At 70.2% G+C, this 22,353-nt stretch carries 20 protein-coding genes; 12 read left to right on the top strand and 8 right to left on the bottom strand.

Annotated features, from left to right (window positions below; all coding sequences use genetic code 11):
• The first annotated feature begins 119 nt into the window (after nucleotides 1–119).
• The 6 genes from ACIQTX_RS19035 (at nucleotide 120) to ACIQTX_RS19010 (ending at nucleotide 9,131) form a co-directional block, all read left to right on the top strand.
• Nucleotides 120–2,201 (top strand): beta-galactosidase, encoded by a 2,082-nt coding sequence (locus tag ACIQTX_RS19035; protein WP_402975292.1) that lies wholly within the window; start codon nucleotides 120–122, stop codon nucleotides 2,199–2,201.
• Nucleotides 2,198–3,610, top strand: a complete 1,413-nt coding sequence (gcvPA, locus tag ACIQTX_RS19030) for an aminomethyl-transferring glycine dehydrogenase subunit GcvPA (protein WP_402975289.1) — start codon at nucleotides 2,198–2,200, stop codon at nucleotides 3,608–3,610. Before ACIQTX_RS19035 ends, gcvPA begins: the two co-directional genes overlap by 4 nt.
• Nucleotides 3,607–5,190, top strand: a complete 1,584-nt coding sequence (gene gcvPB, locus ACIQTX_RS19025; protein ID WP_402975286.1) for an aminomethyl-transferring glycine dehydrogenase subunit GcvPB — start codon at nucleotides 3,607–3,609, stop codon at nucleotides 5,188–5,190. The genes gcvPA and gcvPB overlap by 4 nt, the downstream gene beginning before the upstream one ends.
• Complete coding sequence (locus tag ACIQTX_RS19020; RefSeq protein WP_402975283.1) at nucleotides 5,187–6,527, top strand: ATP-NAD kinase family protein; 1,341 nt, start codon at nucleotides 5,187–5,189, stop codon at nucleotides 6,525–6,527. The genes gcvPB and ACIQTX_RS19020 overlap by 4 nt, the downstream gene beginning before the upstream one ends.
• A 29-nt stretch (nucleotides 6,528–6,556) precedes the next feature.
• The gene (locus ACIQTX_RS19015; protein WP_402975280.1) at nucleotides 6,557–7,315 is read left to right on the top strand and encodes an SDR family NAD(P)-dependent oxidoreductase; all 759 of its coding nucleotides are present in this window, start codon (nucleotides 6,557–6,559) and stop codon (nucleotides 7,313–7,315) included.
• 295 nt (nucleotides 7,316–7,610) lie between these two features.
• A complete protein-coding gene (locus ACIQTX_RS19010; protein ID WP_105527279.1) occupies nucleotides 7,611–9,131 on the top strand; it encodes an SDR family NAD(P)-dependent oxidoreductase in 1,521 nt (506 codons plus the stop codon).
• A 16-nt stretch (nucleotides 9,132–9,147) separates the two neighbouring features.
• Here the strand turns inward: ACIQTX_RS19010 and ACIQTX_RS19005 are convergent, their stop codons facing one another.
• Nucleotides 9,148–9,486 carry a winged helix-turn-helix transcriptional regulator gene (locus ACIQTX_RS19005; RefSeq protein ID WP_402975276.1) on the bottom strand — a complete coding sequence of 113 codons (339 nt, stop codon included), beginning with the start codon at nucleotides 9,484–9,486 and terminating at the stop codon, nucleotides 9,148–9,150.
• A gap of 77 nt (nucleotides 9,487–9,563) precedes the next feature.
• Between ACIQTX_RS19005 and ACIQTX_RS19000 the strand changes: the two genes are divergently transcribed.
• A complete protein-coding gene (locus tag ACIQTX_RS19000) occupies nucleotides 9,564–10,220 on the top strand; it encodes an FMN-dependent NADH-azoreductase (RefSeq protein WP_402975273.1) in 657 nt (218 codons plus the stop codon).
• A 21-nt stretch (nucleotides 10,221–10,241) separates the two neighbouring features.
• On the opposite strand, the gene ACIQTX_RS18995 is transcribed toward ACIQTX_RS19000, so the two are convergent.
• Complete coding sequence (locus ACIQTX_RS18995) at nucleotides 10,242–11,324, bottom strand: sensor histidine kinase (protein ID WP_402975270.1); 1,083 nt, start codon at nucleotides 11,322–11,324, stop codon at nucleotides 10,242–10,244.
• Nucleotides 11,325–11,334: 10 nt separating this feature from the next.
• Nucleotides 11,335–12,006 (bottom strand): response regulator transcription factor, encoded by a 672-nt coding sequence (locus tag ACIQTX_RS18990; RefSeq protein ID WP_402975267.1) that lies wholly within the window; start codon nucleotides 12,004–12,006, stop codon nucleotides 11,335–11,337.
• Between the two features lie 87 nt (nucleotides 12,007–12,093).
• Here ACIQTX_RS18990 and ACIQTX_RS18985 point away from each other — a divergent pair, with 87 nt between their 5' ends.
• Genes ACIQTX_RS18985 through ACIQTX_RS18965 form a run of 5 tightly spaced genes read left to right on the top strand, consistent with a single transcriptional unit; the run spans nucleotide 12,094 to nucleotide 16,297 of the window.
• The gene (locus tag ACIQTX_RS18985; RefSeq protein ID WP_402975265.1) at nucleotides 12,094–12,762 is read left to right on the top strand and encodes a M15 family metallopeptidase; all 669 of its coding nucleotides are present in this window, start codon (nucleotides 12,094–12,096) and stop codon (nucleotides 12,760–12,762) included.
• Entirely contained in the window at nucleotides 12,759–13,883 is a 1,125-nt protein-coding gene (gene alr / locus ACIQTX_RS18980) for an alanine racemase (protein ID WP_402975262.1), read from the top strand. The genes ACIQTX_RS18985 and alr overlap by 4 nt, the downstream gene beginning before the upstream one ends.
• Nucleotides 13,880–14,830, top strand: coding sequence for a D-alanine--D-alanine ligase (locus ACIQTX_RS18975; RefSeq protein WP_402975259.1), 951 nt, complete (start codon nucleotides 13,880–13,882; stop codon nucleotides 14,828–14,830). Before alr ends, ACIQTX_RS18975 begins: the two co-directional genes overlap by 4 nt.
• Nucleotides 14,827–15,867: an acyltransferase family protein gene (locus ACIQTX_RS18970; RefSeq protein ID WP_402975256.1), complete on the top strand. Its 1,041-nt coding sequence runs from the start codon at nucleotides 14,827–14,829 to the stop codon at nucleotides 15,865–15,867. Before ACIQTX_RS18975 ends, ACIQTX_RS18970 begins: the two co-directional genes overlap by 4 nt.
• A gap of 40 nt (nucleotides 15,868–15,907) precedes the next feature.
• On the top strand, nucleotides 15,908–16,297 hold the full coding sequence (locus ACIQTX_RS18965) for a VOC family protein (RefSeq protein WP_402975253.1): 390 nt from the start codon (nucleotides 15,908–15,910) through the stop codon (nucleotides 16,295–16,297).
• Nucleotides 16,298–16,368: 71 nt separating this feature from the next.
• Here the strand turns inward: ACIQTX_RS18965 and ACIQTX_RS18960 are convergent, their stop codons facing one another.
• The 5 genes from ACIQTX_RS18960 to ACIQTX_RS18940 are packed head-to-tail and all read right to left on the bottom strand — an operon-like array spanning nucleotide 16,369 to nucleotide 22,330.
• Entirely contained in the window at nucleotides 16,369–17,385 is a 1,017-nt protein-coding gene (locus ACIQTX_RS18960; RefSeq protein WP_402975250.1) for an ABC transporter substrate-binding protein, read from the bottom strand.
• A 46-nt stretch (nucleotides 17,386–17,431) separates the two neighbouring features.
• Nucleotides 17,432–18,208, bottom strand: a complete 777-nt coding sequence (locus ACIQTX_RS18955) for an ABC transporter ATP-binding protein (protein WP_402975247.1) — start codon at nucleotides 18,206–18,208, stop codon at nucleotides 17,432–17,434.
• A complete protein-coding gene (locus ACIQTX_RS18950; RefSeq protein WP_402975244.1) occupies nucleotides 18,205–19,350 on the bottom strand; it encodes a FecCD family ABC transporter permease in 1,146 nt (381 codons plus the stop codon). The genes ACIQTX_RS18955 and ACIQTX_RS18950 overlap by 4 nt, the downstream gene beginning before the upstream one ends.
• Nucleotides 19,347–21,128 (bottom strand): prolyl oligopeptidase family serine peptidase, encoded by a 1,782-nt coding sequence (locus ACIQTX_RS18945; RefSeq protein ID WP_402975241.1) that lies wholly within the window; start codon nucleotides 21,126–21,128, stop codon nucleotides 19,347–19,349. Before ACIQTX_RS18945 ends, ACIQTX_RS18950 begins: the two co-directional genes overlap by 4 nt.
• On the bottom strand, nucleotides 21,125–22,330 hold the full coding sequence (locus ACIQTX_RS18940; protein WP_402975238.1) for a hypothetical protein: 1,206 nt from the start codon (nucleotides 22,328–22,330) through the stop codon (nucleotides 21,125–21,127). Before ACIQTX_RS18940 ends, ACIQTX_RS18945 begins: the two co-directional genes overlap by 4 nt.
• Between the last annotated feature and the right edge of the window lie 23 nt (nucleotides 22,331–22,353).

Below are 22,353 nucleotides of genomic sequence, written 5' to 3'. Positions count from 1 at the left end.
GCCTATGGGTTGACGGGCCTCTGGCGACGTCCTAGTGTGTGTATACAGAATACAGCTGATCCCGGATTCGCGCCAGCGCAACGCCGGATCGGCCGGTGACGACTCAGAGAGGAGACTTCGTGCCCGCACCCGGTGGCGACCAGCCCGCCCGACGCGTTCGCCTGGACGCCCTCGCCTACGGCGGCGACTACAACCCCGACCAGTGGTCGGAGCAGACCTGGCACGAAGACATCCTCCTGATGGGTGAAGCGGGCGTGAACATGGTGAGTCTGCCGATCTTCAGCTGGCCCCAGCTGGAACCGGAACCGGGGGTCTTCGACTGGGCCTGGCTCGACCGCATCATCGACCTGCTCTGGGAGGCGGGCATCGCGATCGACCTCGCGACCGCCACCGCGACCCCGCCGTCGTGGCTGCTGCGCGCGCACCCGGAGATGGCGCCGTGGGACGCCGATGGACACCGCCTCGAGTTCGGCTCCCGGCAGACCTACTGCCCCTCATCGCCGATCTGGCGGGAGAACGTCGCGCGGATGACGAGGGCCATGGCCGAGCGCTACGGCACGCATCCCGGGCTCGCGATGTGGCACATCTCCAACGAGTACGGCGATCACACCTCGCGCTGTTGGTGCCCCGAATCGGCCAGGCACTTCCGCCGCTGGCTGCAGAATCGCTACGGCGACCTCGATGGCCTGAACGAGGCGTGGGGCGTGAACGTGTGGGGGCAGCGCTACACCTCGTGGGAGCACATCGAGACGCCGAAGAAAGCGCCGGGCCCGATCAACCCCACCAAGCTGCTCGACTTCGAGCGCTTCTCGTCCGACGCGCTGCTGGAGCTGTTCCAGGTGGAGATCGACGTGCTGCGCGAGGTCACCCCAGACATCGCGGTGACGACGAACTTCATGAGCATGTTCCGCGACCTCGACTACTGGGACTTCGCGGCGGTCGAAGACGTGGTGACCGACGACGCTTACCCCGAGCCCGCGGATCCGACCTCGCACGTCGGCGCTGCCCTCAACTACGGGCTCATGCGCTCGCTCAAGGGCGGTCAGCCGTGGCTGCTGCTGGAATCGTCGGCCAGTGCGACCAGCTGGCGCGACGTGAACGTGCCCAAGGCGCCGGGCAAGATCCGCATCGAAAGCCTGCAGGCCATAGCCCACGGCTCCGACGCGGTGATGTTCTTCCAGTGGCGACAGGCCAAGTACGGCCAGGAGAAGTTCCACTCCTCGATGCTCGGCCACCGCGGAGAGCGCTCGCGCAGCTTCCAGGAAACCAAGGCGCTGGGGCTCGAGCTGAAGAAGCTCGAGCAGGTGCGCGGCACCCGCGTGCGCTCACGGGTCGCGCTGGTCGTGGACTGGGACTCGTGGTGGGGCACCAGCGCCGTCGAGTCGCTGCCCTCGCAGAGGCTGCAGTGGGCGCAGCAGGCGCGCGCCTGGCATCGAGCGCTCTACACGCTCGGCCAGCCGGTGGATGCCGTTCGCGCCACGGGCCCCTTCGACGCGTACGACGTGGTCGTGGTGCCGAACCTCTACATCGTGGAGCAGCCGCAGGCCGACGCGCTGCGTGCCTTCGTGGAGCGGGGAGGGCACCTCGTGGTCGGACCGTTCTCGGGAGTGGTGGATGCCACCGAGAAGGTGCACGACGGGGGAGCTCCAGGGCTGCTGCGCGACCTGCTCGGCATCGAAGTCGACGAGCAGTGGCCGATCGCCGACGGTCTGACCGAGCACATCGACTACGCCGGCGAGACCCTGACCGTGCCGTCCTGGAGCGAATGGCTCGAAGTGGATGACGACGTCGAGGTGCGCGGGACCTATGCCAGCGGCGAGCTCGACGGGCTGCCCGCCGTGACCCGTCGTGCCGCGGGCGCAGGGTCGGCCTGGTACGTCAGCGCGATGTTCGACCCGTCCGGCCTGATCCCGGTGTTTCGCGACGTGCTGTGCACCGCCGGCCTCCCTGCCCGCGAACACACCGACGTCGAGGTCGAGGTCGTCACCCGCGCCGACGACACCACCGACTACACGTTCTATCTGAACCATGGGCGCACGCCCGTCACGTTCGAGATCCCCTCCGCGGCGGTCGACCTGCTCACCGGCAGCCGCCATGAGGGCCGACTGGAGCTCGACCGCTACGGCGTCGCCGTGCTCGCCGCACCCCGCGCCGAGTCCATCCCCTTCGCCACTCTGATCCCCGTTAAGGAGGACGCATGACCGCCCCGTTCGTGCATCCGTACATCCCCAACACCGCCCCGGAGTCGCGAGCGGCGATGCTCGCGGCCGTCGGTGCCGCGTCGGTCGACGAGTTCTACGCCGACATCCCGGAATCGCTTCGGCTCGGCCGGCCGCTCGACCTGCCCACGCCGTTCCTCGCGGAGCAGGATCTCGCCCGTCATGTGCGCGGGCTGCTGGCGAAGAACCGCTCGACCGAGGAGCGGCTGAGCTTCCTCGGCGCGGGTACCTACAACCACTATGTGCCCGCGGTCGTCGACGAGGTCATCGGCCGTAGCGAGTTCCTGACCGCCTATGCCGGCGAACCCTACGAGGACCACGGCCGCTTCCAGGCGCTGTTCCAGTACCAGTCGCTGATGGCCGAGCTGCTCGAGATGGACGTCGTGAACGTGCCGACGTACGACGGCTATCAGGCGACCGCGACAGGTCTCGCGATGGCCGGGCGCCTGACCGGCCGTGGACGGGTGCTCGTCGTCAGCGACGTGCTGCCGGCGAAGCTCGCCAAGGTGCACGACTTCGTCCGCGCGCACCTGACGCTCGAACACCTGCCGACAGTGGGCGGAACGGCTGACGTCGATGCGATCCGTGCGGCGCTCGACGACACGGTGGCCGCGGTCTGGGTCGAGACGCCCAGCGCCACCGGCGCGGTCGAAGCGGCACTGCAGGAGATCGCGGATGCCGCACACGCGGCAGGTGCCGTGCTCGTGGTCGGCACCGACCCCATCGGCTACGGCATCCTCACCCCGCCCTCGGCCTCGGGAGCCGACATCGTCACCGGCGACATCCAGTCCCTCGGCCTGCACCAGTGGTTCGGCGGCGCCCACGGCGGCTTCATCGCCGTGCATGACGACCCCGCTTTCGTGATGGAGATGCCGTCCCGGCTCTTCGGACTCGCGACCACCGACGTGCCCGGCGAATACGGCTTCGGCGACGTGGCGTACGACCGCACCTCGTTCGCGCACCGCGAGGAGGGAAAGGAGTGGGTCGGCACGGCCGCGGCCCTCTGGGGCATCGCCGCCGGGGTCTACCTCGCGCTGATGGGACCCGCCGGCATGGCCGAACTCGGCGAAGTGCTGCTCGCCCGCACCCGGTACGCGCAGCAAGCGCTCGCCGCGGTGCCCGGTGTCTCGCTCGACGATGACGCCGTGCACCTGCGCGAATTCACGGTGACCTTCGCCGGGGTCAGGGCCGACGTGGTCGTCTCCGCGCTCCGCGCCCAGGGCATCGAACCCGGCGTCGTCGTGGGGGAGCACCGCCTGCTCGTCTGCGTCACCGAACTCACCTCCCAGGCCGACATCGACACCCTGGCCGGCGCGCTCGCCGAGGTCACGGCATCCGACGCCTCTTCATCCCGTGCATCACACCAGGCTGCGAAGGAGCAGAACCGATGAGCCTCCCCGTCGCCCCGAAGCCCGCGCTGCGCCGCTTCCAGCAGGCCCGCTGGGACGAGCCGATAATCTTCGAGCTCACCACGCCCGGCGAGCGCGGCGTACTGGTCTCGCAGCTCGAGCCCGGGGTGCGCGAGGTGGTGGGCGACGTGGTCGCCGCGCTGCCAGCCTCGCTGCGCCGTGCCGCCAAGCCGAAACTGCCCGAGATGGGGCAGATGCGCGTGCTCAAGCACTATCTGCGTCTGTCGCAGGAGAACCTCGGCGCCGACTTCAACGTCGACATCGGTCAGGGCACCTGCACCATGAAGTACGCGCCGAAGATCAACGACCAGCTCGCGAACACCCCGCAGCTCACCGCGATGCACCCGCATCAGGACCCGGCCGACGCGCAGGGCGTTCTCGAGATCGTCTGGCAGCTCGAGCGGATGCTCGCCGAGATCTCCGGCATGGACGAGGTCTCGCTGCACACGCAGGGCGGTTCGGCCGCGATCTGGGCGAACATCGCCATGATCCGCGCCTTCCACGAGGCCAACGGCGAGGGTGAGCAGCGCCGAGAGGTCATCACCACGATCTTCAGCCACCCCTCGAACGCTGCCGCCGCGAAGGCCGCAGGGTACGAGGTCATCACGGTCTACCCCGACGCCGAGGGCTACCCGTCGCTCGACGCGCTGAAGGCCGCGCTGTCGCCCCGCACCGCGGCGATCATGGTCACCAACCCCGAGGACACCGGGATCTACAACCCGGCGATCCGGGAATGGGTGGATGCCGCGCACGCCGTCGGCGCCCTCGCCTCGTACGACCAGGCCAACGCGAACGGCATCCTCGGCGTCACCCGTGCCCGTGACGCCGGCTTCGACGTGTGCCACTTCAATCTGCACAAGACCTTCGGTACCCCGCACGGCAGCGGCGGACCCGGTTCGGGCGCGAACGCCGTGAGCGCGGCGCTGGCACCGTTCCTGCCAGGACCGCGGGTGGTGCGGGCCGACGACGGGACGTTCGCGGTGGCCGAGGGGGGCGAGGTCTCGATCGGGGCGGTGGGGCCGTTCTTCGGAGTCATCCCCGCGCTCGTGAAGGCCTACTCGTGGATCATGGCGCTGGGGGCCGAAGGGCTGCTCGCCGCCGCCGAGACCGCCGTGCTGAACAACAACTACCTGATGGCTCGTGTCTTGGCGATCCCCGGAGCGTCGGCCCCGTACGCCACCGGCCGCCGCCGCATCGAACAGGTGCGCTACTCGTGGGACGAGCTGTTCCAGGACACGGGCATCTCCTCGGAGGAGATCGGCGTGCGCATGACCGATTTCGGCATGCACTACTGGACCAGCCACCACCCCTACGTGGTGCCGCAGCCGTTCACGCTCGAACCCACGGAGTCATACTCGATGGTCGAACTCGACGAGTACGTGGCGACCCTCGCCGAAGTGGCACGCGAAGCACGAGAGACCCCAGAGGTGGTGCGCACCGCCCCGCACAACCAGACCGTGCACCACACGCACCACGACGACCTGGACGACCCCGACCGGTGGGCGATCACGTGGCGCGCGTATCAGCGCAAGTACTTCCCCGCGGAGTCCGTCGCGTCGTGATCGGACTCGTCGTCAACCCTGTCGCCGGTGTTGGCGGGCCTGCGGGTCTCGCCGGTTCCGACGGTGCGGACGTGCAGCGCCTCGCCCTCGCGCGCGGTGCCCGTTCGCGTGCCCAGGAGCGGGCGGTCCTCGCCCTGACGACACTCGCGGAGCGGCATCCGGGGCTCGTGGTGGCGACCGCTGCCGGTGCGATGGGAGCCGACGCGGTGCGTGCCGCGGGTCTCGTGCCGCGTGTGGTGTGGCCGGGGTCGCCGAGTGCACGGCTTGCCGCCGAGTGCACGGCCTCTTCACGTCGAGATCCGGTGCACTCGGCGATAGCCGGTGCACTCAGCGGGGATGAGGGGGCGCGGGCGGGGAAGGCGGAGGGGGCGACGGAGGCTGCGGACACGTCGCGTGCGGTGACGGCGCTCTGGGCATCCGGGGCCGAGCTGATCCTCGTGGTCGGCGGGGACGGGACATTGCGGGATGCTGTCGCGGGGCTCGGGGCGGCGGAGCATCCGTCGGGCGGCGGGACGGCTGTCGGAAGATATGGCGGCGATTCCGTGGCTGCGGAGGGAACCTCCCGACAGGTGCTCCTGAATGAAGAGGATCAGGCGGTGGAGAAACCGGCCGTGCTCGGAGTCCCGGCCGGAGTGAAGATGTACTCGCCCGTGTTCGCGGTCAGCCCGCGCGCAGCCGGAGCCATCGCTGCGGACTGGATCGATCACGGCGGGCTTCCCACCGACGAGCGCGAGGTGCTCGACATCGATGAGGCCGCGATGCGCCGCGCCCGCGTCGACCCCACGCTGTACGGCATGCTGCGAGTGCCGTACCGGACCGGGCGCACCCAGGCGCGCAAGGCGCCGACGCCCGTGACCGAGGCTGCGGCGGTCGAAGCCGCGGCCCGTGGTGCCGTCGCACGCATGCTGCCTGGCGTCCGCTATCTGCTCGGGCCGGGCGGCACGACCGCCGAGATCGCCGGACAACTCGGCGTCGAAGGGTCACCGCTCGGTGTCGACGTCGTCCTCGACGGAGCCGCCGTCGTCCGCGGCGCGAGCGAGCAGGAGCTCCTCGCCGAGATCGCGTCGGGCCCCGCACAGGCGGTCATCACCGTGATCGGTGGGCAGGGATTCCTGCTCGGCCGTGGCAACCAGCAGCTCTCGGCATCCGTCCTGCGCGCCATCGGCGACGATCCACTCCTCGTCGTCGCCCCCGAGCAGAAGCTCATCGATCTGCACGGTCGCCCGCTCCTCGTCGACACGGGTGACCCGGAACTCGATGCGAGACTCGCCGGACACGTCCGCATCGTCACCGGCGTCGGCACCAGCAGCCTGTACGCCGTGAGTGCCCCGAACTGACCCCCTGAACGAACCCGAAAGGACACCCCATGCGTCTCGAGAACAAGAAGGCCATCGTCACCGGCGGCGCCGGCGGGATCGGTCGTGCCACGTCGCTCGCGCTCGCTGCCGAGGGCGCGGCTGTCGCCGTCGTCGATTTGAACGCGGACGCGGCCGAAGCCGTCGCGGAAGAGATCCGCGCGGCCGGCGGCACCGCTATCGCGATCGCGGCTGACGTGGCCAGCGAGCCTGACATCGAACGCGTCATCGCCACCTCTCTCGCGGAGCTCGGCGGAGTGAACGTCGTCTTCAACAACGCCGGGATCATCCGTCGCACCACCGCGGTCGAGACGACCGTCGAGGAGTGGGACCGCGTCTTCGGGGTGAACGTGCGCTCGATATTCCTGATGTGCAAGCACATCGTGCCGGTCATGGAGGCGGCCGGAGGCGGCTCGATCATCAACACCGGATCGGGCTGGGGCCTCAAGGGTGGCGGTCAAGCCATCTCGTACTGCGCCTCGAAGGGCGCCGTGGTCAACATGACCCGTGCGCTGGCGATCGACCACGGGCCCGCCGGTATCCGCGTGAACTCGGTCAACCCGGGAGATGTGAACACCGGGATGCTGCGCGAAGAGGCCCGCCAGCTCGCGCAGGACACGAACGCCTTCCTCGCGGAGGCCGCCGACCGTCCGCTGCGTCGCATGGGTGAACCGGGCGAGGTCGCTCAGGCCGTGGTCTGGCTGGCGAGCGACGACTCCTCGTACGTCACGGGGTCGGCGCTCGTCGTGGACGGCGGCGGGATCGCGTAGCCGCGGTCAGGCGGCCTTCATCTGGATCAGCTGGATGAGGTTGCCGCAGGTGTCGTCGAGCACGGCGACCCAGGCATCTCAAGGTCGAGGTTCAGGCATCCGCGTTCGGTCGCGGTCGAGTGCACGGGAACCTGTCGAGTGCACGGCTTCCCTGCGTCGGCAAGCCGTGCACTCGACGACAAGCCGTGCACTCGGCGGGGTTGCGGGCGGGAGTCGCGGGCGGGAGGCGAGTGCGGGAGGGGCGGATGCCGGGGCGTCGGGCGTACCCCCAGGGCACTGGCGTAAAATCGGCACAATGACCGACGCCCCCTCCGACGCTGCACCCGACCTCGGACCGGGCGTCGACCCCGACGATCTCGCCACGACACTGCGCGTGCTGGCAGAGCTGCACCAGATCGACAACGAGCATCCCGATTTCGTCGCCGTGCGTCATGCCACTGCCGCGATGTTCAAGGCCGTCAAGCGCGTGCGCCGCAAGGAGATCCGCGACGCCATCGCAGACGCCGACCGGGCCGTGGTCGCCCGCACGGCCACGGGTGCCCCCGACCGCATCGACGACGAGACCCGCGGGCATGACCTCGCGACCAGCGTCACGGATGCCCCGATCGCCGGCGAGCTGCTCAAGCCCCGCAACTGCTACATCTGCAAGCAGCCGTATACGCAGGTCGACGCGTTCTACCACCAGCTCTGCCCGGACTGCGCCCGCTTCAGCCACGGCAAGCGCAACGCCCGCACCGACCTCACCGGAAAGCGCGCCCTGCTCACCGGCGGCCGCGCCAAGATCGGCATGCACATCGCGCTGAGGCTGCTGCGCGACGGCGCGCACACCACGATCACGACCCGGTTCCCCCGCGACGCCGTGCGCCGCTTCTCGGCCCTGCCGGATTCGGCCGAGTGGCTGCACCGTCTGCGCGTGGTCGGCATCGACCTGCGTGATCCCGCTCAGGTGATCGGCCTCGCCGACTCGGTCGCAGCCCAAGGCCCACTCGACATCCTGATCAACAACGCCGCGCAGACCGTGCGGCGCTCGCCGGGTTCGTACTCGCTGCTGGCGGACGCTGAACTGCAGCCGCTTCCCGACGGACCGCTGCCCGAGATGGAGACCTTCGGGCACACGGCCGATCCGCACCCGCAGGCGTTGCAGGCCTCGGTCGACGCGCATCCGCTCCTCTCGGTCGCAGCCCTCGGCGGCACGGTCGCCGAGCAGGGTGGCCAGGCGCTCACCGCCGAAGACCTGGCGCGGCTCGCGATGGCCCCCGGATCCTCTTCGCTCGAGAAGCACGCCGATGGCACCGCGATCGACGCGGGCGGGCTCGTCCCCGACGTGAACAGCGTCAACAGCTGGGTGCAGTCGATCGACCAGGTCGACCCGCTCGAGATGCTCGAGGTGCAGCTCGCGAACACCACGGCGCCGTTCCTGCTGATCAGCCGCCTGCGCGCGTCGATGGCGGCATCCGATTCCCGCCGCAAGTACGTCGTGAACGTCTCGGCGATGGAGGGCCAGTTCTCGCGCCGCTACAAGGGGCCGGGGCACCCGCACACGAACATGGCCAAGGCAGCGCTCAACATGCTCACGCGCACGAGCGCCGGCGAGATGCTCGAGACCGACGGCATCCTGATGACCGCCGTCGACACCGGCTGGATCACCGACGAGCGCCCGCACTACACGAAGGTGCGACTTGCTGAGGAGGGCTTCCACGCCCCGCTCGACCTGGTCGACGGCGCTGCCCGCGTGTACGACCCGATCGTGCGCGGCGAGGCCGGCGAAGACGTGCAGGGTGTGTTCCTGAAGGACTACGAGCCCAGCCCCTGGTGACTCGCGGTCGCGCGGGTCAGTGGGCGCGTTCGGCGAGGTTCGCCGACGCCCACTGACCGAGTTGGTCGAGGATCGGCAGCAGCCCCTCGCCGCTGGCGGTGAGCGCGTACGACACGGCGACCGGCGGGCCGGGATCGACCGTGCGGGCGACGAGTCCGGCGTCGGCGAGTTCTGCCAGGCGGTCGGAGAGCACGGTGTCGCTGATCCCGCCGACGCTGCGTCGCAGGGCGACGAAGGTCGATGGCCCACCGCCGAGCGATGACACGATCATGCCGTTCCACCGTTTGCCGAGCACGCTGAAAGCCAGTGTGACGGCAACGTCGCACACCTGACGCTCTTCGTCGACCTCGGACATGGCCCCATCCTACCCGTGCTACGTTAACCGATGTCGCTAAGAAAAACCTAGCGACTACGAATATGAGAGGTAGGCCCATGTCCTTGTTCCGCCTGGATGCCAGCATCCTTCCCGCGTCGTCCGCCAGCCGTGCGCTCGCCGACATCGTCGAGGCCGAGTGGACCGCGTCCCACCCCGACTCCACCGTCACCCGCCGCGACCTGGCGAGCGACCCTGTACCTGCGACCGCCTGGGCGGATGCCGTGACCGGCGGCTTCGTCGACGAGGCCCAGCGCACTCCCGCCCAGAACGACGCCCGTGCTCTCGCCACGCAGTTCGCCGACGAGCTCATCGGCGCCGATGCGCTGCTGTTCGCGGTGCCGCTGTACAACTACGGCGTCTCGCAGCACTTCAAGACCTGGTTCGACCTGTCGTACACCGACTCGCGCATCGACCCGACCGGCACCGCGCTGAACGGCAAGCCCGCAACACTCGTCACGGTGCTCGGCGGCAACTATGCGGCCGGCTCGCCCAAGGAGGGCTGGGACCACTCGACCGGATGGCTGCGCCGCGTGCTCGAAGACGTCTGGGGCCTCGACCTGCGCGTCGTGCAGCGTCCGTTCACGCTCGTCGGTGTGAACCCGGCGCTCGACGCCTTCGCCGACACCGCGCGCGAACTCAAGGAGAACGCCGAGTCCGACGCCCGCACCTACGGCCGCGAGCTCGCCGCGACGCGCGACCCCCGCGTGGCCTGAGTCGCGCGGACGACGGTCGGGTCAGGCGGGCGTCGCCGCCGGGTACGGATGCGGCAGCCACACCGTCACGATCAGACCGCCGTCCGTCCGCGGGGTGAGCACCAGCGTGCCTCCGTGCGCCTGCGTGATGCGGTCGACGATCGCGAGGCCGAGCCCGACCCCCGCGTGATCGTCATCGCGGGTGCGCTCGGCTCCGCGCTGGAACGGCTCGATGAGCGTCGCGACACGGTGAGCCGGGAGCGGGTCGCCGGTGTTCTCGACGACCAGCGCGACCGCATGGGGCAGCGAGTGCGTGCGCACGGCCACCGACCCGCCGGATGACAGGTTGTGCACGATCGCGTTGAGCACGAGGTTCGTGACCAGCTGCGGCAGGAGCGCGGACGATCCGAGCACCGGTGCCGGAACACCTCCCACCTCCACGGCGACCCCACGGCGATCGGCGAGAGGCACCAGCGCCTCCACGGCCTCTTCCGCGAGGAGCGAGAGGTCGACGATCTCGCGCGAGAACGTCCTGCGATCCGCGCGGCTGAGCAGCAGCAGCGCCTCGGTCAGGTCGATCGCACGGGTGTTGACCTCCTGCAGACGAGAGATCAGTGCATCGACGTCGCGGTCGGGATCCTCGCGGGCGACCTCGAGAAGGGTCTGCGAGATCGCCAACGGAGTCCGCAGCTCGTGCGAGGCATTTGCAGCGAACCGCTGCTGCTCCGCGACATGGGCCTCGAGCTGTTCGAGCATCGAGTCGAAGACGTCGGCGAGGTCGCGGAACTCGTCGCGCGGGCCGGCGAGCGCGACCCGGTGCGAGAGCGATCCCTGCGCCGCCAGCCGCGCGGCGTCGCCGATGCGTGTGAGTGGCGCCAGCATGCGTCCGGCCAGCAGCCACCCTCCGCCGAGGCCCAGCGCGAGAAGCACCACCATGACGATCGAGGCGACCGGCACGAACGCCCTGATCAGGTCGGAGCGGTTCGGCACGAAGAAATCGAAGTAGGGGAGCTGCACATCCGGCACGTACCGCAGCAGATACAGGGCCACCGCGGCGAGGAGCAGGAGTCCGGATACCAGCACGACCGCCGCATAGCTGAGCGTGAGCTTCAGGCGGGCGCTCATCCCGCGGCGCCTAGGCATCGGCATCCGTCCCGATCCGGTACCCGACGCCCGGAACGGTGAGGATCAGCCACGGCTCACCCAGGCGCTTGCGCAGAGACGAGACCGTGATGCGCACCGCGTTCGTGAACGGGTCGGCGTTCTCGTCCCAGGCCCGCTCCAGCAGTTCCTCGGCGCTGACCACTCCGCCCTCGGCATCGACCAGCACCTCCAACACGGCGAACTGCTTGCGGGTCAGGGCGACGTAGCGGTCGTCACGGTACACCTCTCGGCGGAAGGGGTCCAGACGCAGGCCCGCGACCTCGAGAACGGGCGGACGGCTACGCTGTCGGCGCCGGTCGAGGGCACGCAGTCGCAGTACCAGCTCGCGGAGTTCGAACGGCTTGGTCAGGTAGTCGTCGGCACCGATCTCGAAGCCGGTCGCCTTGTCGTCGAGGCGATCGGCGGCGGTGAGCATAAGGATCGGGATACCGCTGCCCGAGGCCACGATCCACCGGGCGATGTCATCGCCGGAAGGGCCGGGCACATCGCGATCGAGCACGGCGATGTCATAGGAGTTGATGCTCAGCAGCTCGAGGGCGGTGTCGCCGTCGCCCGCGATGTCGGCGGCGATCGCTTCCAGGCGCAGCCCATCGCGTACCGCCTCGGCGAGGTAGGGCTCGTCCTCGACGATCAGTACACGCATGGCTGCGATCCTACGCAGTGCGGCATATCGGCAGCATATGCAAAAGCGCATACGCCCTGGCAACCGGCTTCCTTCTTGACTGGGAGCATGAACACCCCCACCACTTCATCGGCGCCGCGAGTTCGTCGCCGTCGTCGAGTCATCGTCACAGCGATCGCGCTCGCCGGGGCAGTGATCCTCGCTTTCGCCGTGCAGCAGTCTCTGTCTGTGGCGTTCGCCGACACGGCGCACACGGGTCCGTCGCCGGCCTCCACCCCCGTGCCGAGCGGCCAGGTGCCCGGCTCGGTCATCGCCCCGAGCGAGGCGGACGGCGTGATCCGCGAGGGCGAGCAGCCCACCGTCTTCGACGAGGACCGCCCCGCTGTCGGCAAGCTCGATCGGGCGTTGCTCGACGCGCTGCAGCGGGCGGCATCGGACGCTGCGGATGACGGAGTCGAATTCCGTGTGAACAGCGGATGGCGCTCACCCGCGCTGCAGGAGAAGACGCTGCAGGACGCGATCGTCCAGTACGGCTCGGAGGCCGAGGCGCGACGCTGGGTGGCCACCCCGGAGACCTCGGAGCATGTGACGGGCTATGCCGTCGACCTCGGCCCGTGGTCGGCGCTCGACTGGCTCGTGCAGCGCGGATCGCGCTACGGACTGTGCCAGATCTACGCCAACGAATCGTGGCACTACGAGCTGCGCCCGGAAGCCATCCACGACGGCTGCCCCGAGATGCTCGCCGACCCGACCCAGGATCCGAGGACGAAGCGATGACCACTCTTCTCTCCCCCCAGCGCGCGATCCTCTCGCGCCTGCACGCACCGACGCTGTGCACGCTCCCCGATGCCGTCGCCGAGAACATGCGGCGCGTGCAGGCGGGGGCCGCCGTGCCGATCATGGCCGTGGTGAAGGCCGACGGCTACGGGCACGGCGCCGTCACCGTGGCGAAGGCCGCGGTCGCCGCCGGCGCCGAATGGCTCGGGGTGACGCAGGTCGCCGAGGCGGTCGCGCTCCGTGAAGCCGGACTCGAGGTGCCGATACTGTCGTGGCTCAACCCGGCCGGCATCGACGCTGAGGCGGCAGCCAGGCATGGCATCGACATCGCGGTCGGCTCGGTCGAAGAGCTGCGCCAGCTGATCGCCGACGCCTCCTCCCCGGTGCGCGTGCACCTTCACCTGGACACCGGGATGGCTCGCGGCGGGTCTCCGCTCGCCGAATGGCCGGAGCTGCTTCGGCTGGCGCGCGTCGGCCGCGGCAGGGTCGAAGTCGTGGGAGTGATGGGACACCTGCCGCGAGCGGACGAGGCCGATCCCGCGGCGAACGCGGCCGCGGTGCTGCGCATACGACAGGGGCGAGACGCCGTGCTGCGGGCGGGCCTGGGCCCGGTGCTCGTGCACCTCGCAGCGACGTCCGGTGCGCTGACCGATCCGTCGACCCACTTCGGGATGGTCCGGGTCGGTGCGGGTCTGGTCGGCATCGATCCCTCGGAGACGACCGCGCTGGTCGGCGCTTCGCGGTGGACCGCACCCGTCGTGCACAGCGCTCTCGTGCCGGCGGGGACGGCCGTCGGCTATGGGGGCGCACACCACACCGACCGGGAGACGCATCTGGCCGTGGTCGGGGTCGGATACGCCGACGGCATCCCGCGCGAGCTCGCATCCGGCGCAGGGCTGGAGATCGGCGGGATGCGGCATCCGATCGTCGGCAGGGTGTCGATGGACCAGATCGTGGTCGACACGGGCACGGTGCTGGTCCCGCGGGGCACGGTCGCGACCGTGTTCGGGCCGGAGGGAGGGCCGGTGCCCTCGGTGCAGGAGTGGGCGCGGTGGGCGGACACGATCCCGCACGCCATCGTCACCGGAATCGGAACGCGAGTGCAGAGGAGCGTCGCATGACGACGAAGGTGCTGGTCATCGGCGGCGGGCAGAACGCCGAGCACGAGGTGTCACTGGCGTCAGCCGCCGCGGTCGCCGCAGCCCTGCGGATGGGCGATCACGAGGTCACGACAGCGACGATCGACCGTGACGGGATCTGGCGCGTCGACGGTCTGCCGACCGGGGAGTCCGCAGCCGAGTCGCTCGCGCTGGCACTCCCGCTGCTCGCCCGCACCGACGTGGTCTTCCCCGCGGTGCACGGCGCCCTCGGCGAAGACGGCGCCCTCGCGGCGCTGTGCGCGCTCGCCGGAGTGCGCGTGGTGGGTTCGGGGCTGCGCGCCGGGGCCATCGGCATGGACAAGTGGACGACGAAGCTGGTGGCGGATGCCGTCGGACTGGGAACCGCACGCGGTCGCCTCGTCTCGGCGGACGACATCGGGGATGTGGAGTTCGAGAGAGAGGTCGTGGTGAAGCCGGTGTCGGCCGGATCGAGCCACGGAGTGAGTCTCGTGACCGAAGAGGGTGAACTGCTCGCGGCACTGCGCGAAGCGGCGCGCTTCGACCGGCGGATCCTGGTCGAAGAGGTCGTGCGGGGGCGGGAGATCGACGTCGCGGTGCTGCGCGAGAAGGGCGGCATCCGCTGGGCGGCGCCGCCGCTGGAGATCCATGCGACAGGGCTCTTCGACACCGCGACGAAGTACGACGGCAGTGCGCGGTTCACGGTTCCGGCGCAGCTCGACGCGGCCGAGGTGGCGGCGCTCAAGCGGGCGGCGATCGCGGTTTTCGACGCCCTCGGATGCGATGGGGTCGCGCGGATGGACTTCTTCCTCACCGAGCGTGGCCCGGTGCTGAACGAGGTGAACACCATGCCGGGTCTGACGGCTGCGTCGCAGGTGCCGCGGATGTTCGCGGCGGTGGGCGTGACCTATGTCGACCTGGTGGCACGGCTCGTGCGCGCGGCATCGTGACGGCGGCTTCCACCTCTCGCGTCGGATGGCCCGATGTCGCGAAGGGCATCTGCATCATCCTGGTCGTGCTGTGGCATGTGGTGACCAAGCATGCGATCGGCGTCGCGGGTGCTGGCCCCGTGACCGACGTCTGGGCGACGCTGAACGCCCAGCTGCTGCCGCTGCGGATCCCGCTGTTCTTCCTGGTCTCCGGGATGTTCGCTGCGCGGGCGGTGCTCGCCGACGACGGGAGCTCGTGGCGGCGGCGGGCCGCACGGCTCTCGCTGCTCTATGTCGTCTGGGTGCTCATCCAGACGTTCGTGCTCGCACTGACGCCCGACTTCGACACGGCTCGGGCGACCAACGGGTGGGAGCTGCTCGCACAGCTGACCATCAGTCCGACGAACCTCTGGTATCTGCTCGCGCTCGCGGTGTATCTGGCGATCGGTCGCCTGACCCGCGGACTCCCGACCGTCGCCGTGTTGGCCGTCGCATTCGTGATCGCGGCGATCGCAGGGTCCGGGGTCATCCCCGACCTCGGCAACCTGTGGCAGCTGGTGCAGAACCTGTTCTTCTTCCTCGTCGGGCTGCGGCTGCGCGCGGTGGTCGAACGCTTCGCGAAGAGCGTCGGAGTCGGCGGTGCTCTCGCGCTCGCGGCCGTGTACGTCGGGGGCCTGGCGGTCGTGGCGGGGCTCGCCATCCGCCTGCTGCCGGGGGTGTGGCCGGCGCTCGCGCTGATCGCCGTGGCCTTCGGGGTGTCGCTCAGCGTGCTCCTCGACCGGCATGCGGGTGCGATCGCGCGACCACTGCGCTGGATCGGACAGCGGACCCTGCCGATCTACGTGCTGCACATGATGCCGCTCGCGCTCATCGATGCGGGGCTGGATGCTGCGGGATGGAGGACGACGCCGGTGCTCGAAGCTATCGGCCCCATCGTGCTGACGGCGGCCGTGATCGCGATCTGTCTGGGAGTGCATGCGCTGCTGGTGCGCTGCGGGCTCGGGGTGCTGTTCGACCCCCTGCAGGCGACCGACCGCCTGGTGCGACTGCGGCGATGAACCCCTCGACAATCGGCGGACGACGGCGGATGCTGGAACCATGGCGGCCTTCACAGCGGACAACGCATTCAGCGGATTCAGCGTCGACGACATCGACGCGGCGAAAGAGTTCTACGGCACGGCCCTCGGGCTCGATGTCGAGGTCAACGGGATGGGGTTCCTCAATCTGCGGCTGCCGAACGGCGGGTCGATCCTCATCTACCCGAAGCCCAACCACACGCCGGCGAGCTTCACGATCCTGAACTTCCCGGTGGCGGATGTCGATGCCGCGGTCGACGAGCTCATCGCCCGGGGTGTGCAGACCAAGATCTACAGCGACGAGGAGTTCCCCTCCGATTCCCGCGGCATCGTGCGCGGCAACGGCCGGGGCCCGGACATCGCGTGGTTCCGCGACCCTGCGGGCAATGTGCTCGCGGTCATGCAGGCCTGACGGCGAGTCCGGAGAGAGACGGCGCCCCGGAGACCGAGGTCCCCGGGGCGCCGTCTTGCGGTCGCCGCGGCTCAGTCGAAGGCGGCGTCGGGGTAGAGCCCCTCGGCGATCAGTCGCACAGCCGAGACGTTGCCGAGCGTGCCGGGGAACAGGTCGGTCGAGGGCACCGCGATCAGGCGACCGTCGCGTACGGCGGGCATGTCGGGGAAGGTCGCTGCGAGGTAGGAGCGGACGGCGGCCTCGTGCTCCGGGTCTGACACCGCGAAGACGAGCGCGTCGGGTGCTTCGGCGGCGAGGGATTCCGGGGTGATCTCAGCGGCGAAGAAGTCGGCGAACGCGGGGTCGTCCGGCGTGAAGACGTTGTCGGCACCGGCGCGCTGCAGGATGTCGTACTCGATGCCGGCGCCGATCGCGGTGAGGGTCGTCCCCTCGACGAACACTTGCGCGACGCGCGGGCGCTCCTGCCCGTCGATCGCCTTGTCCACGGTGGCGAGCTCGGTCTTGGATGACTCGATCAGGTCGTTCGCCTCGTCCTCGACGTGGAAGATCGCGCCGAGGTTCTCGAGGTCGATGAAGAGGTCGTCGACCGTGCCCTCCATGCGACGCTCGAAGCATCCGCCGGTCGCGGTGTACGCGGCGACACCGGCGTCTGCGAGCTGCTCGATGCTGGCGAAGCCCTGCTCGGCGGTGAACTCGTAAGTGGTGGGCGAGTACACGAAGTCAGGTTCGACGGAGAGCAGCTCCTCGCGGCTGGGCGGGGAGTCTCCGCCGATGACCGGCACGTCGGCGGCAAGTTCTGCGAGGTCGGCCGGCAGCTTCTGAGCCGTGGCCTGGGCTTGACCTGCGAGCGAGTCGGCGAGGCCGAGGCGCAGCAGGAGCTCGGTCTGCGACGGGTGCATCCCGACGACGGCGGTGGGGATGGCCGGGATCTCGACCGTGCGGCCGCAGTTCTCGATCGTGATCGCCTCGCCGGAGGCGGCGGGCGTGGTTCCGGCGGAGACTCCTCCGCCGCACCCGGTGAGGGCGATCGCGCCCAGACCGACGGTGACGGCGGCGATGAGGCGGGTGGTTCGGGTACGGGGTGTCATTCTTCTTCTCCTTGGTTGAGGGGTACGGGTTCGGGTGTCGGGCAGATCAGCCGACGGGCTGGCGCGGGTGGAAGGTCATCGCCCTGGCACCCGTGTCGACCTCGATGGCGATGCGGGCGGTGACATGGAAGACCTCGTCGACGAGCGCCGGGGTGAGCACGACGTCGGGCGGACCGAAGGCCACGAGCCTGCCCTCGTCGAGCACGGCGACGTCGTCGCAGAACGCCGCGGCGATGTTGAGGTCGTGCAGAGCCGCGATCACCGTCGTGCCGAGCCCGCTCACGACACGCATCAGGTCGAGCTGGTGCGCGATGTCGAGGTGGTTGGTCGGCTCGTCCAGCACCAGGATCTCGCCGCTCTGCGCGAGCGCGCGGGCGAGCATCACGCGTTGGCGCTGACCGCCGGAGAGCGACCGCACCAGGCGGTCGCCGAGGTCGTGCACGTCGGCGGTGCGCAGAGCCTCGTCGACGATGCGCTGATCCTCCGGGGTGTCCCGGCTGAAGGGCGGGCGATGTGGCGACCGGCCCACGAGCACGGTCTCCCGCACGGTGAGGTCGAACTCGGATGGGGAGTCCTGCAGCATGACCGACACGGTGCGGGCGAGTGTGCGCGGGGCCAGCTGCGAGACGTCGGCGCCGTCGATGAGGACGCGTCCGCTGAGTGGGCGCTGACCGGTGAAGAGTGCACGCAGGAGCGTGGACTTGCCGCTGCCGTTCGGGCCGAGCAGCCCCACGATGCGTCCGGTGCCGACCTCGAGGTCGATCCCGTGCAGCACGGTGCGGCCGCCGCGGGCGACGCTCACGTCGTCGAACAGCACGCTCATCGGTCGAACCCCGCCCGCTCGCCACCGCTGCGCATCAGCCACAGGAAGAAGGGCGCCCCGACGAAGGCGGTGAGGATCCCGAGGGGGATCTCGGTCGGCATCGCGACCGTGCGGGCGAGCAGATCGGCGACCATGAGGAACAGCGCGCCGCCGAGCACCGTGATCGGCAGCATCCGCCGATGATCCGAGCCGACCAGGAGCCGGGCCATGTGCGGGACGACGAGGCCGACGAAGCCGATGCCACCGCTCACCGCGACGATCGCGCCGGTCAGGAGGGAGGCGAGCACCAGCAACAGGCCCCGCAATCTGGTCGTGCGCACGCCGACCGCCATCGCCGACTCGTCGCCGGCGAGCAGTGCGTTCATCGACCGGGAGAGTCCGAACACGGCGATGCAGGCGATCGCGAGCGCGACCGCGGGGATCACGAGCGACGACATGTCGGCGGCTGACACACTGCCGAGGAGGAAGAACATCACACTGACGACGTTCTGGGCGTCGGTGGTGAGCGTGAGGTAGCTGGTCACCGCACTCAGCAGGGCGCCGAGTGCGACACCGGCGAGGATCATCCGGGTCGGCGAAAGCTCTCCGCGGATGCGCGCGAGCATCGCCACGAGGATGCAGGCGACCATCGCGCCCACGAACGCTGCCCCGCTCATCGTGAGGCCGAGGAACGTGGCGCCGCCCGAGACGATCACCAGCACGGCACCGACACTCGCACCGGACGAGACGCCGAGGATGTACGGTTCGGCGAGCGGGTTGCGCACGACTGCCTGCATCATCGCCCCGGCGAGAGCGAGCCCTGCGCCCGAGAGCGCGGCCAGGAGCGATCTCGGCACCCGGAACTGCCACACGGCCTGGTCCTGCAACGGCGTGAGCGTGCCGTCCGCCATCCAGGGCATGCCGGGGACCAGGTGACCGATCACGATCCTCGCGGCGTCGACGGGCGACACCGCGACGGGTCCGGTGGCGGCGGAGAAGACGAGGACGAGCACCGCGAGCACGGCGATCGTCGCCACGGTCGGACCGACGGGCAGCATCCGCCGACCCCTGCTCCGGCCCCGGGCGCGGTCCCCGCTGCGTCGCCGCAGGAAGGGGAGGCGTCGTCCGCGCCGTTCGGTGAGGGTGGCGGTCGAATCGCTCACAGGCTGACTCCCGTGGTGGCCCCGGCTGTGACCTCGGCAGCGAAGTCGAGCACCGCGATGCCCAGTTCGTGCAGTGCAGCGGACTCGTTCGCACCGTGCCCTGCTCCCGCCGCCGTCCACTGCCGCGCAGACCCGCCGGCCTTCTGAAGTGCCTCCACCATTCGGTGCGTGTCGCGAGCGAGCACCCTGGTGTCCTCGCCGAGCACGACCCCCAGGTAAGAGGGGATCGGAGCCCCGACCGGAAGCTTTTCGGCACGGGCGAGAGGGGAGAGGGCGCGGAGTCGAGTGTGCGATTCGGGGGTGCCGTCGTCGCCGAACTCCGCTCGCCAGCGTGCACCGAGCGGATGATCGTCCAGGGCGAGCAGATCGAGTGGAGCGGCGGTGGTCGCCAAGCCCGCACACAGCTCCGGATGCTCGATCGCGCAGCCGGCCGCGACGACTCCGCCCAGGGAGGCCCCGGCGAGCACGAGCAGCTCGGGGCGGGTGATCCCTGCCTCGATGAGCCCGCGCGCGACGTCGGCGAGGTCGGCGATCGTGCGGTTCTTGCGGGCGCCACGACCCGCCTCGCGCCAGGCTTGTCCGCGCTCGCCACCACCGCGGAGCTGCGCGGAGGCGTAGGCCCCGCCGAACTCGACCCACGCGGGCACGGTGGGTTCGAAGAGCGGGAGAAGGGGCACGCCGAACCCGCCGTAGCAGGTCAGGATCATCGGCAGCGGACCCTCCACTCCGCTCGGCGATGTCACGTGGACGGTCAGGATCTCGCCGTCATCGGCCGGAAAGTCGTAGCGCACGGTGGTGCCGAGGGTGCGGATGAGGGACGGCATGATCGTGGGGCCCTCCTTCGTGCGCTCGACGATCTGCGGGGGAGTCAGCGGCCCCTCGACGCCCAGTCGCAGCACGCCGTCGTCGACGCCGATCATGGTCGTGGTGAGCGCATCGGCGGCGGTCGAGACCGCTTCGGAACGTTCGACCTCGATGCCGTCGACCAGGTCGATGAGTACGCTGCGTCCGTCCACCACGGCGAGCACGACGACGCGGTCATCGTGCACCGCGACATCGACGATCTGTGCGTCGGGGTCGTGCCAGCGCCAGAGCAAGCCGCCCTTCGCGCCGCTGCCGCTCCCCACACCGTCGTTCCCCACGCCGTCGTTCGCCACGGCATCGAGACCGCCGTCGTGCCACACGAGCACTCCGGTGCGTGGATCCAAGGTGTCGAGCGGGGATGCGCGCAGGAGCGTCGGCCACCGACCCAGTGACGTGCCGGTGGCCCGGTCGGTCAGCGTCGCGCCTCGCGAACCCGAGCTGAGGGCACGCAGACCGCTCTCCCCGCCGGGGAACAGTCGCAGTCGCACGTCGGGCTCGAGGGGCACCGCGCGCTGTTCGCCGGTCTGCAGGTCGAGGGTCACGAGCATCCGGTCGCGCCTGGCGACCACGTCGAGGCTCCGCGAGTCGGCGGCCCACAGCACGGTGTCGTAGCGCAGGCGGATGTCGGGGTGCAGGCGCAGCGTGCCGGCGGCGACATCGACGATGCCGAAGACGGCGTTCTCGTCGGCGGAGGGCGCCCACTCGACGGCGATGAGTCGGCGGTCGGGGGAGGGGAAGATCCGGTGCAGGTGGCCGTCGGGCTCGATCACGGTCGTGCCGTCGAGGCGATGGATGCCGCGGCGCGAGCGGTCGTCCGCCCGGCCCAGCGTGAAACCACCGATCGGCAGGCCGGGGCGACCGTGGCGCTCCGCACGGGTGAGGGCGTCGTCGAGCACCGATCGATGCGCGCTCATCGGCCCACCAGGTCGTCTACGCGGTCGTCGCCGCCGGTCCACAGCAGGTGTCCGCCTTCATCGAGCGGGGTGGGGAGTTCGATCGTCGAGATGCCGCTGTCGTCGACGAGGTGGACCGTGCCGTCCCCGCCGCTGGTGACGGCGACCGTTCCGGCGTCGGGATCGATCGCGATGGAGCGGCGCTGTGCGGGACGCCCGTCGACGCCGTCCCACGGCATCTGTCCTGCGCGGGGCGGATGCGCCATCGTCGGGATCGGGGTGATCCGCGAGACGCGCGCGTTTTCACGATCGATCACGATCACGACATCGCCGTCGGGGTGGATGACGGAGACGGCCGCGACACCCGTGGCGAGGGCGAACCGGAACGCGAGCCCCGGCGGCAGCGGAACGGCGCGGGATGCTCCGGACGCGAGGTCGATCTCGACGAAGGTGTTGGTCCACTCCGGCCATGAACCGGGGGATGCCGGTCCTCCGCGGACGATGCCCGTGGCGCGTCCGGTGTCGCCGGCGAGGCGCAGGTAGTACGCGCGCCCTTCGACGGGCCACGGGATGATGCCGATCGCGCGGGGCACGCCCGCATCGATGACGAAGCGCTCCAGGCCACGGCTCGTCGCGATGCCGACGATGCCGGACGCCGGGTCGACCACGTCGCCGTGTCCGTCTGCGGCGAGGTCGTCGAGGAGATGTCCGCGGAGGACCGGGGTGTGCGGCCCGACGTCGAGAGCCGTCGCGAGCGGCAGTGCCTCGACCGCTCCGGGCTCGCGGTGGCGGAGCACGATAGTCGGCTCTCCCGTGGCCTGATCCGGAGCGATCACGACCCCGGGTTCGCCGGTGCGCACACGGAAGCGCGCCGAAGTGTCGGTCGCGAGGTCGACGACCGAGACCAGGTCGCTCCAGGCCTCCTCGTTCATCCCCAGACCGGTCGAGATGACCACGTGTCGTCCGGTGGCGTCGCAGGCGAGGTGCTCGGCCGGAATCGCGATCGGGATGCGGCGTGCGGAGTCTGCATCCCCGACGACCAGCGCGCCGCCCCGGTCGTCGGCGAAGGCCCAGCGCCCGGGTGCTCCGGCGGGAAGGCGAAGGAAGCCCGCGTGCTCGGCGAGCCAGTTGTCGGCGACGACGACACGCCGCGAGTCGTCGTGAATCTCGTAGACGACTCCGGCCCGGTGATCAGCGGCGAGGAGGGGTGTGGAGGAGGACATGTCAGCGATCCTAGTAGATATTG

The organism is Microbacterium sp. NPDC090281 (assembly GCF_044769635.1).
Classification (GTDB): Bacteria; Actinomycetota; Actinomycetes; order Actinomycetales; family Microbacteriaceae; genus Microbacterium.
The sequence above is the reverse complement of the archived record's forward strand: the minus strand, read 5'-3'. Positions and strand labels throughout refer to the sequence as shown.

Coding starts and splice junctions, on each gene's coding strand:
- gcvPA (WP_402975289.1), top strand. CDS start 2,198: ATGACCGCCCCGTTCGTGCATCCGTACATCCCCAACACCGCCCCGGAG.
- gcvPB (WP_402975286.1), top strand. CDS start 3,607: ATGAGCCTCCCCGTCGCCCCGAAGCCCGCGCTGCGCCGCTTCCAGCAG.
- ACIQTX_RS19015 (WP_402975280.1), top strand. CDS start 6,557: ATGCGTCTCGAGAACAAGAAGGCCATCGTCACCGGCGGCGCCGGCGGG.
- ACIQTX_RS19010 (WP_105527279.1), top strand. CDS start 7,611: ATGACCGACGCCCCCTCCGACGCTGCACCCGACCTCGGACCGGGCGTC.
- ACIQTX_RS19005 (WP_402975276.1), bottom strand. CDS start 9,486: ATGTCCGAGGTCGACGAAGAGCGTCAGGTGTGCGACGTTGCCGTCACA.
- ACIQTX_RS19000 (WP_402975273.1), top strand. CDS start 9,564: ATGTCCTTGTTCCGCCTGGATGCCAGCATCCTTCCCGCGTCGTCCGCC.
- ACIQTX_RS18995 (WP_402975270.1), bottom strand. CDS start 11,324: ATGAGCGCCCGCCTGAAGCTCACGCTCAGCTATGCGGCGGTCGTGCTG.
- ACIQTX_RS18990 (WP_402975267.1), bottom strand. CDS start 12,006: ATGCGTGTACTGATCGTCGAGGACGAGCCCTACCTCGCCGAGGCGGTA.
- ACIQTX_RS18985 (WP_402975265.1), top strand. CDS start 12,094: ATGAACACCCCCACCACTTCATCGGCGCCGCGAGTTCGTCGCCGTCGT.
- alr (WP_402975262.1), top strand. CDS start 12,759: ATGACCACTCTTCTCTCCCCCCAGCGCGCGATCCTCTCGCGCCTGCAC.
- ACIQTX_RS18975 (WP_402975259.1), top strand. CDS start 13,880: ATGACGACGAAGGTGCTGGTCATCGGCGGCGGGCAGAACGCCGAGCAC.
- ACIQTX_RS18965 (WP_402975253.1), top strand. CDS start 15,908: ATGGCGGCCTTCACAGCGGACAACGCATTCAGCGGATTCAGCGTCGAC.
- ACIQTX_RS18960 (WP_402975250.1), bottom strand. CDS start 17,385: ATGACACCCCGTACCCGAACCACCCGCCTCATCGCCGCCGTCACCGTC.
- ACIQTX_RS18955 (WP_402975247.1), bottom strand. CDS start 18,208: ATGAGCGTGCTGTTCGACGACGTGAGCGTCGCCCGCGGCGGCCGCACC.
- ACIQTX_RS18945 (WP_402975241.1), bottom strand. CDS start 21,128: ATGAGCGCGCATCGATCGGTGCTCGACGACGCCCTCACCCGTGCGGAG.
- ACIQTX_RS18940 (WP_402975238.1), bottom strand. CDS start 22,330: ATGTCCTCCTCCACACCCCTCCTCGCCGCTGATCACCGGGCCGGAGTC.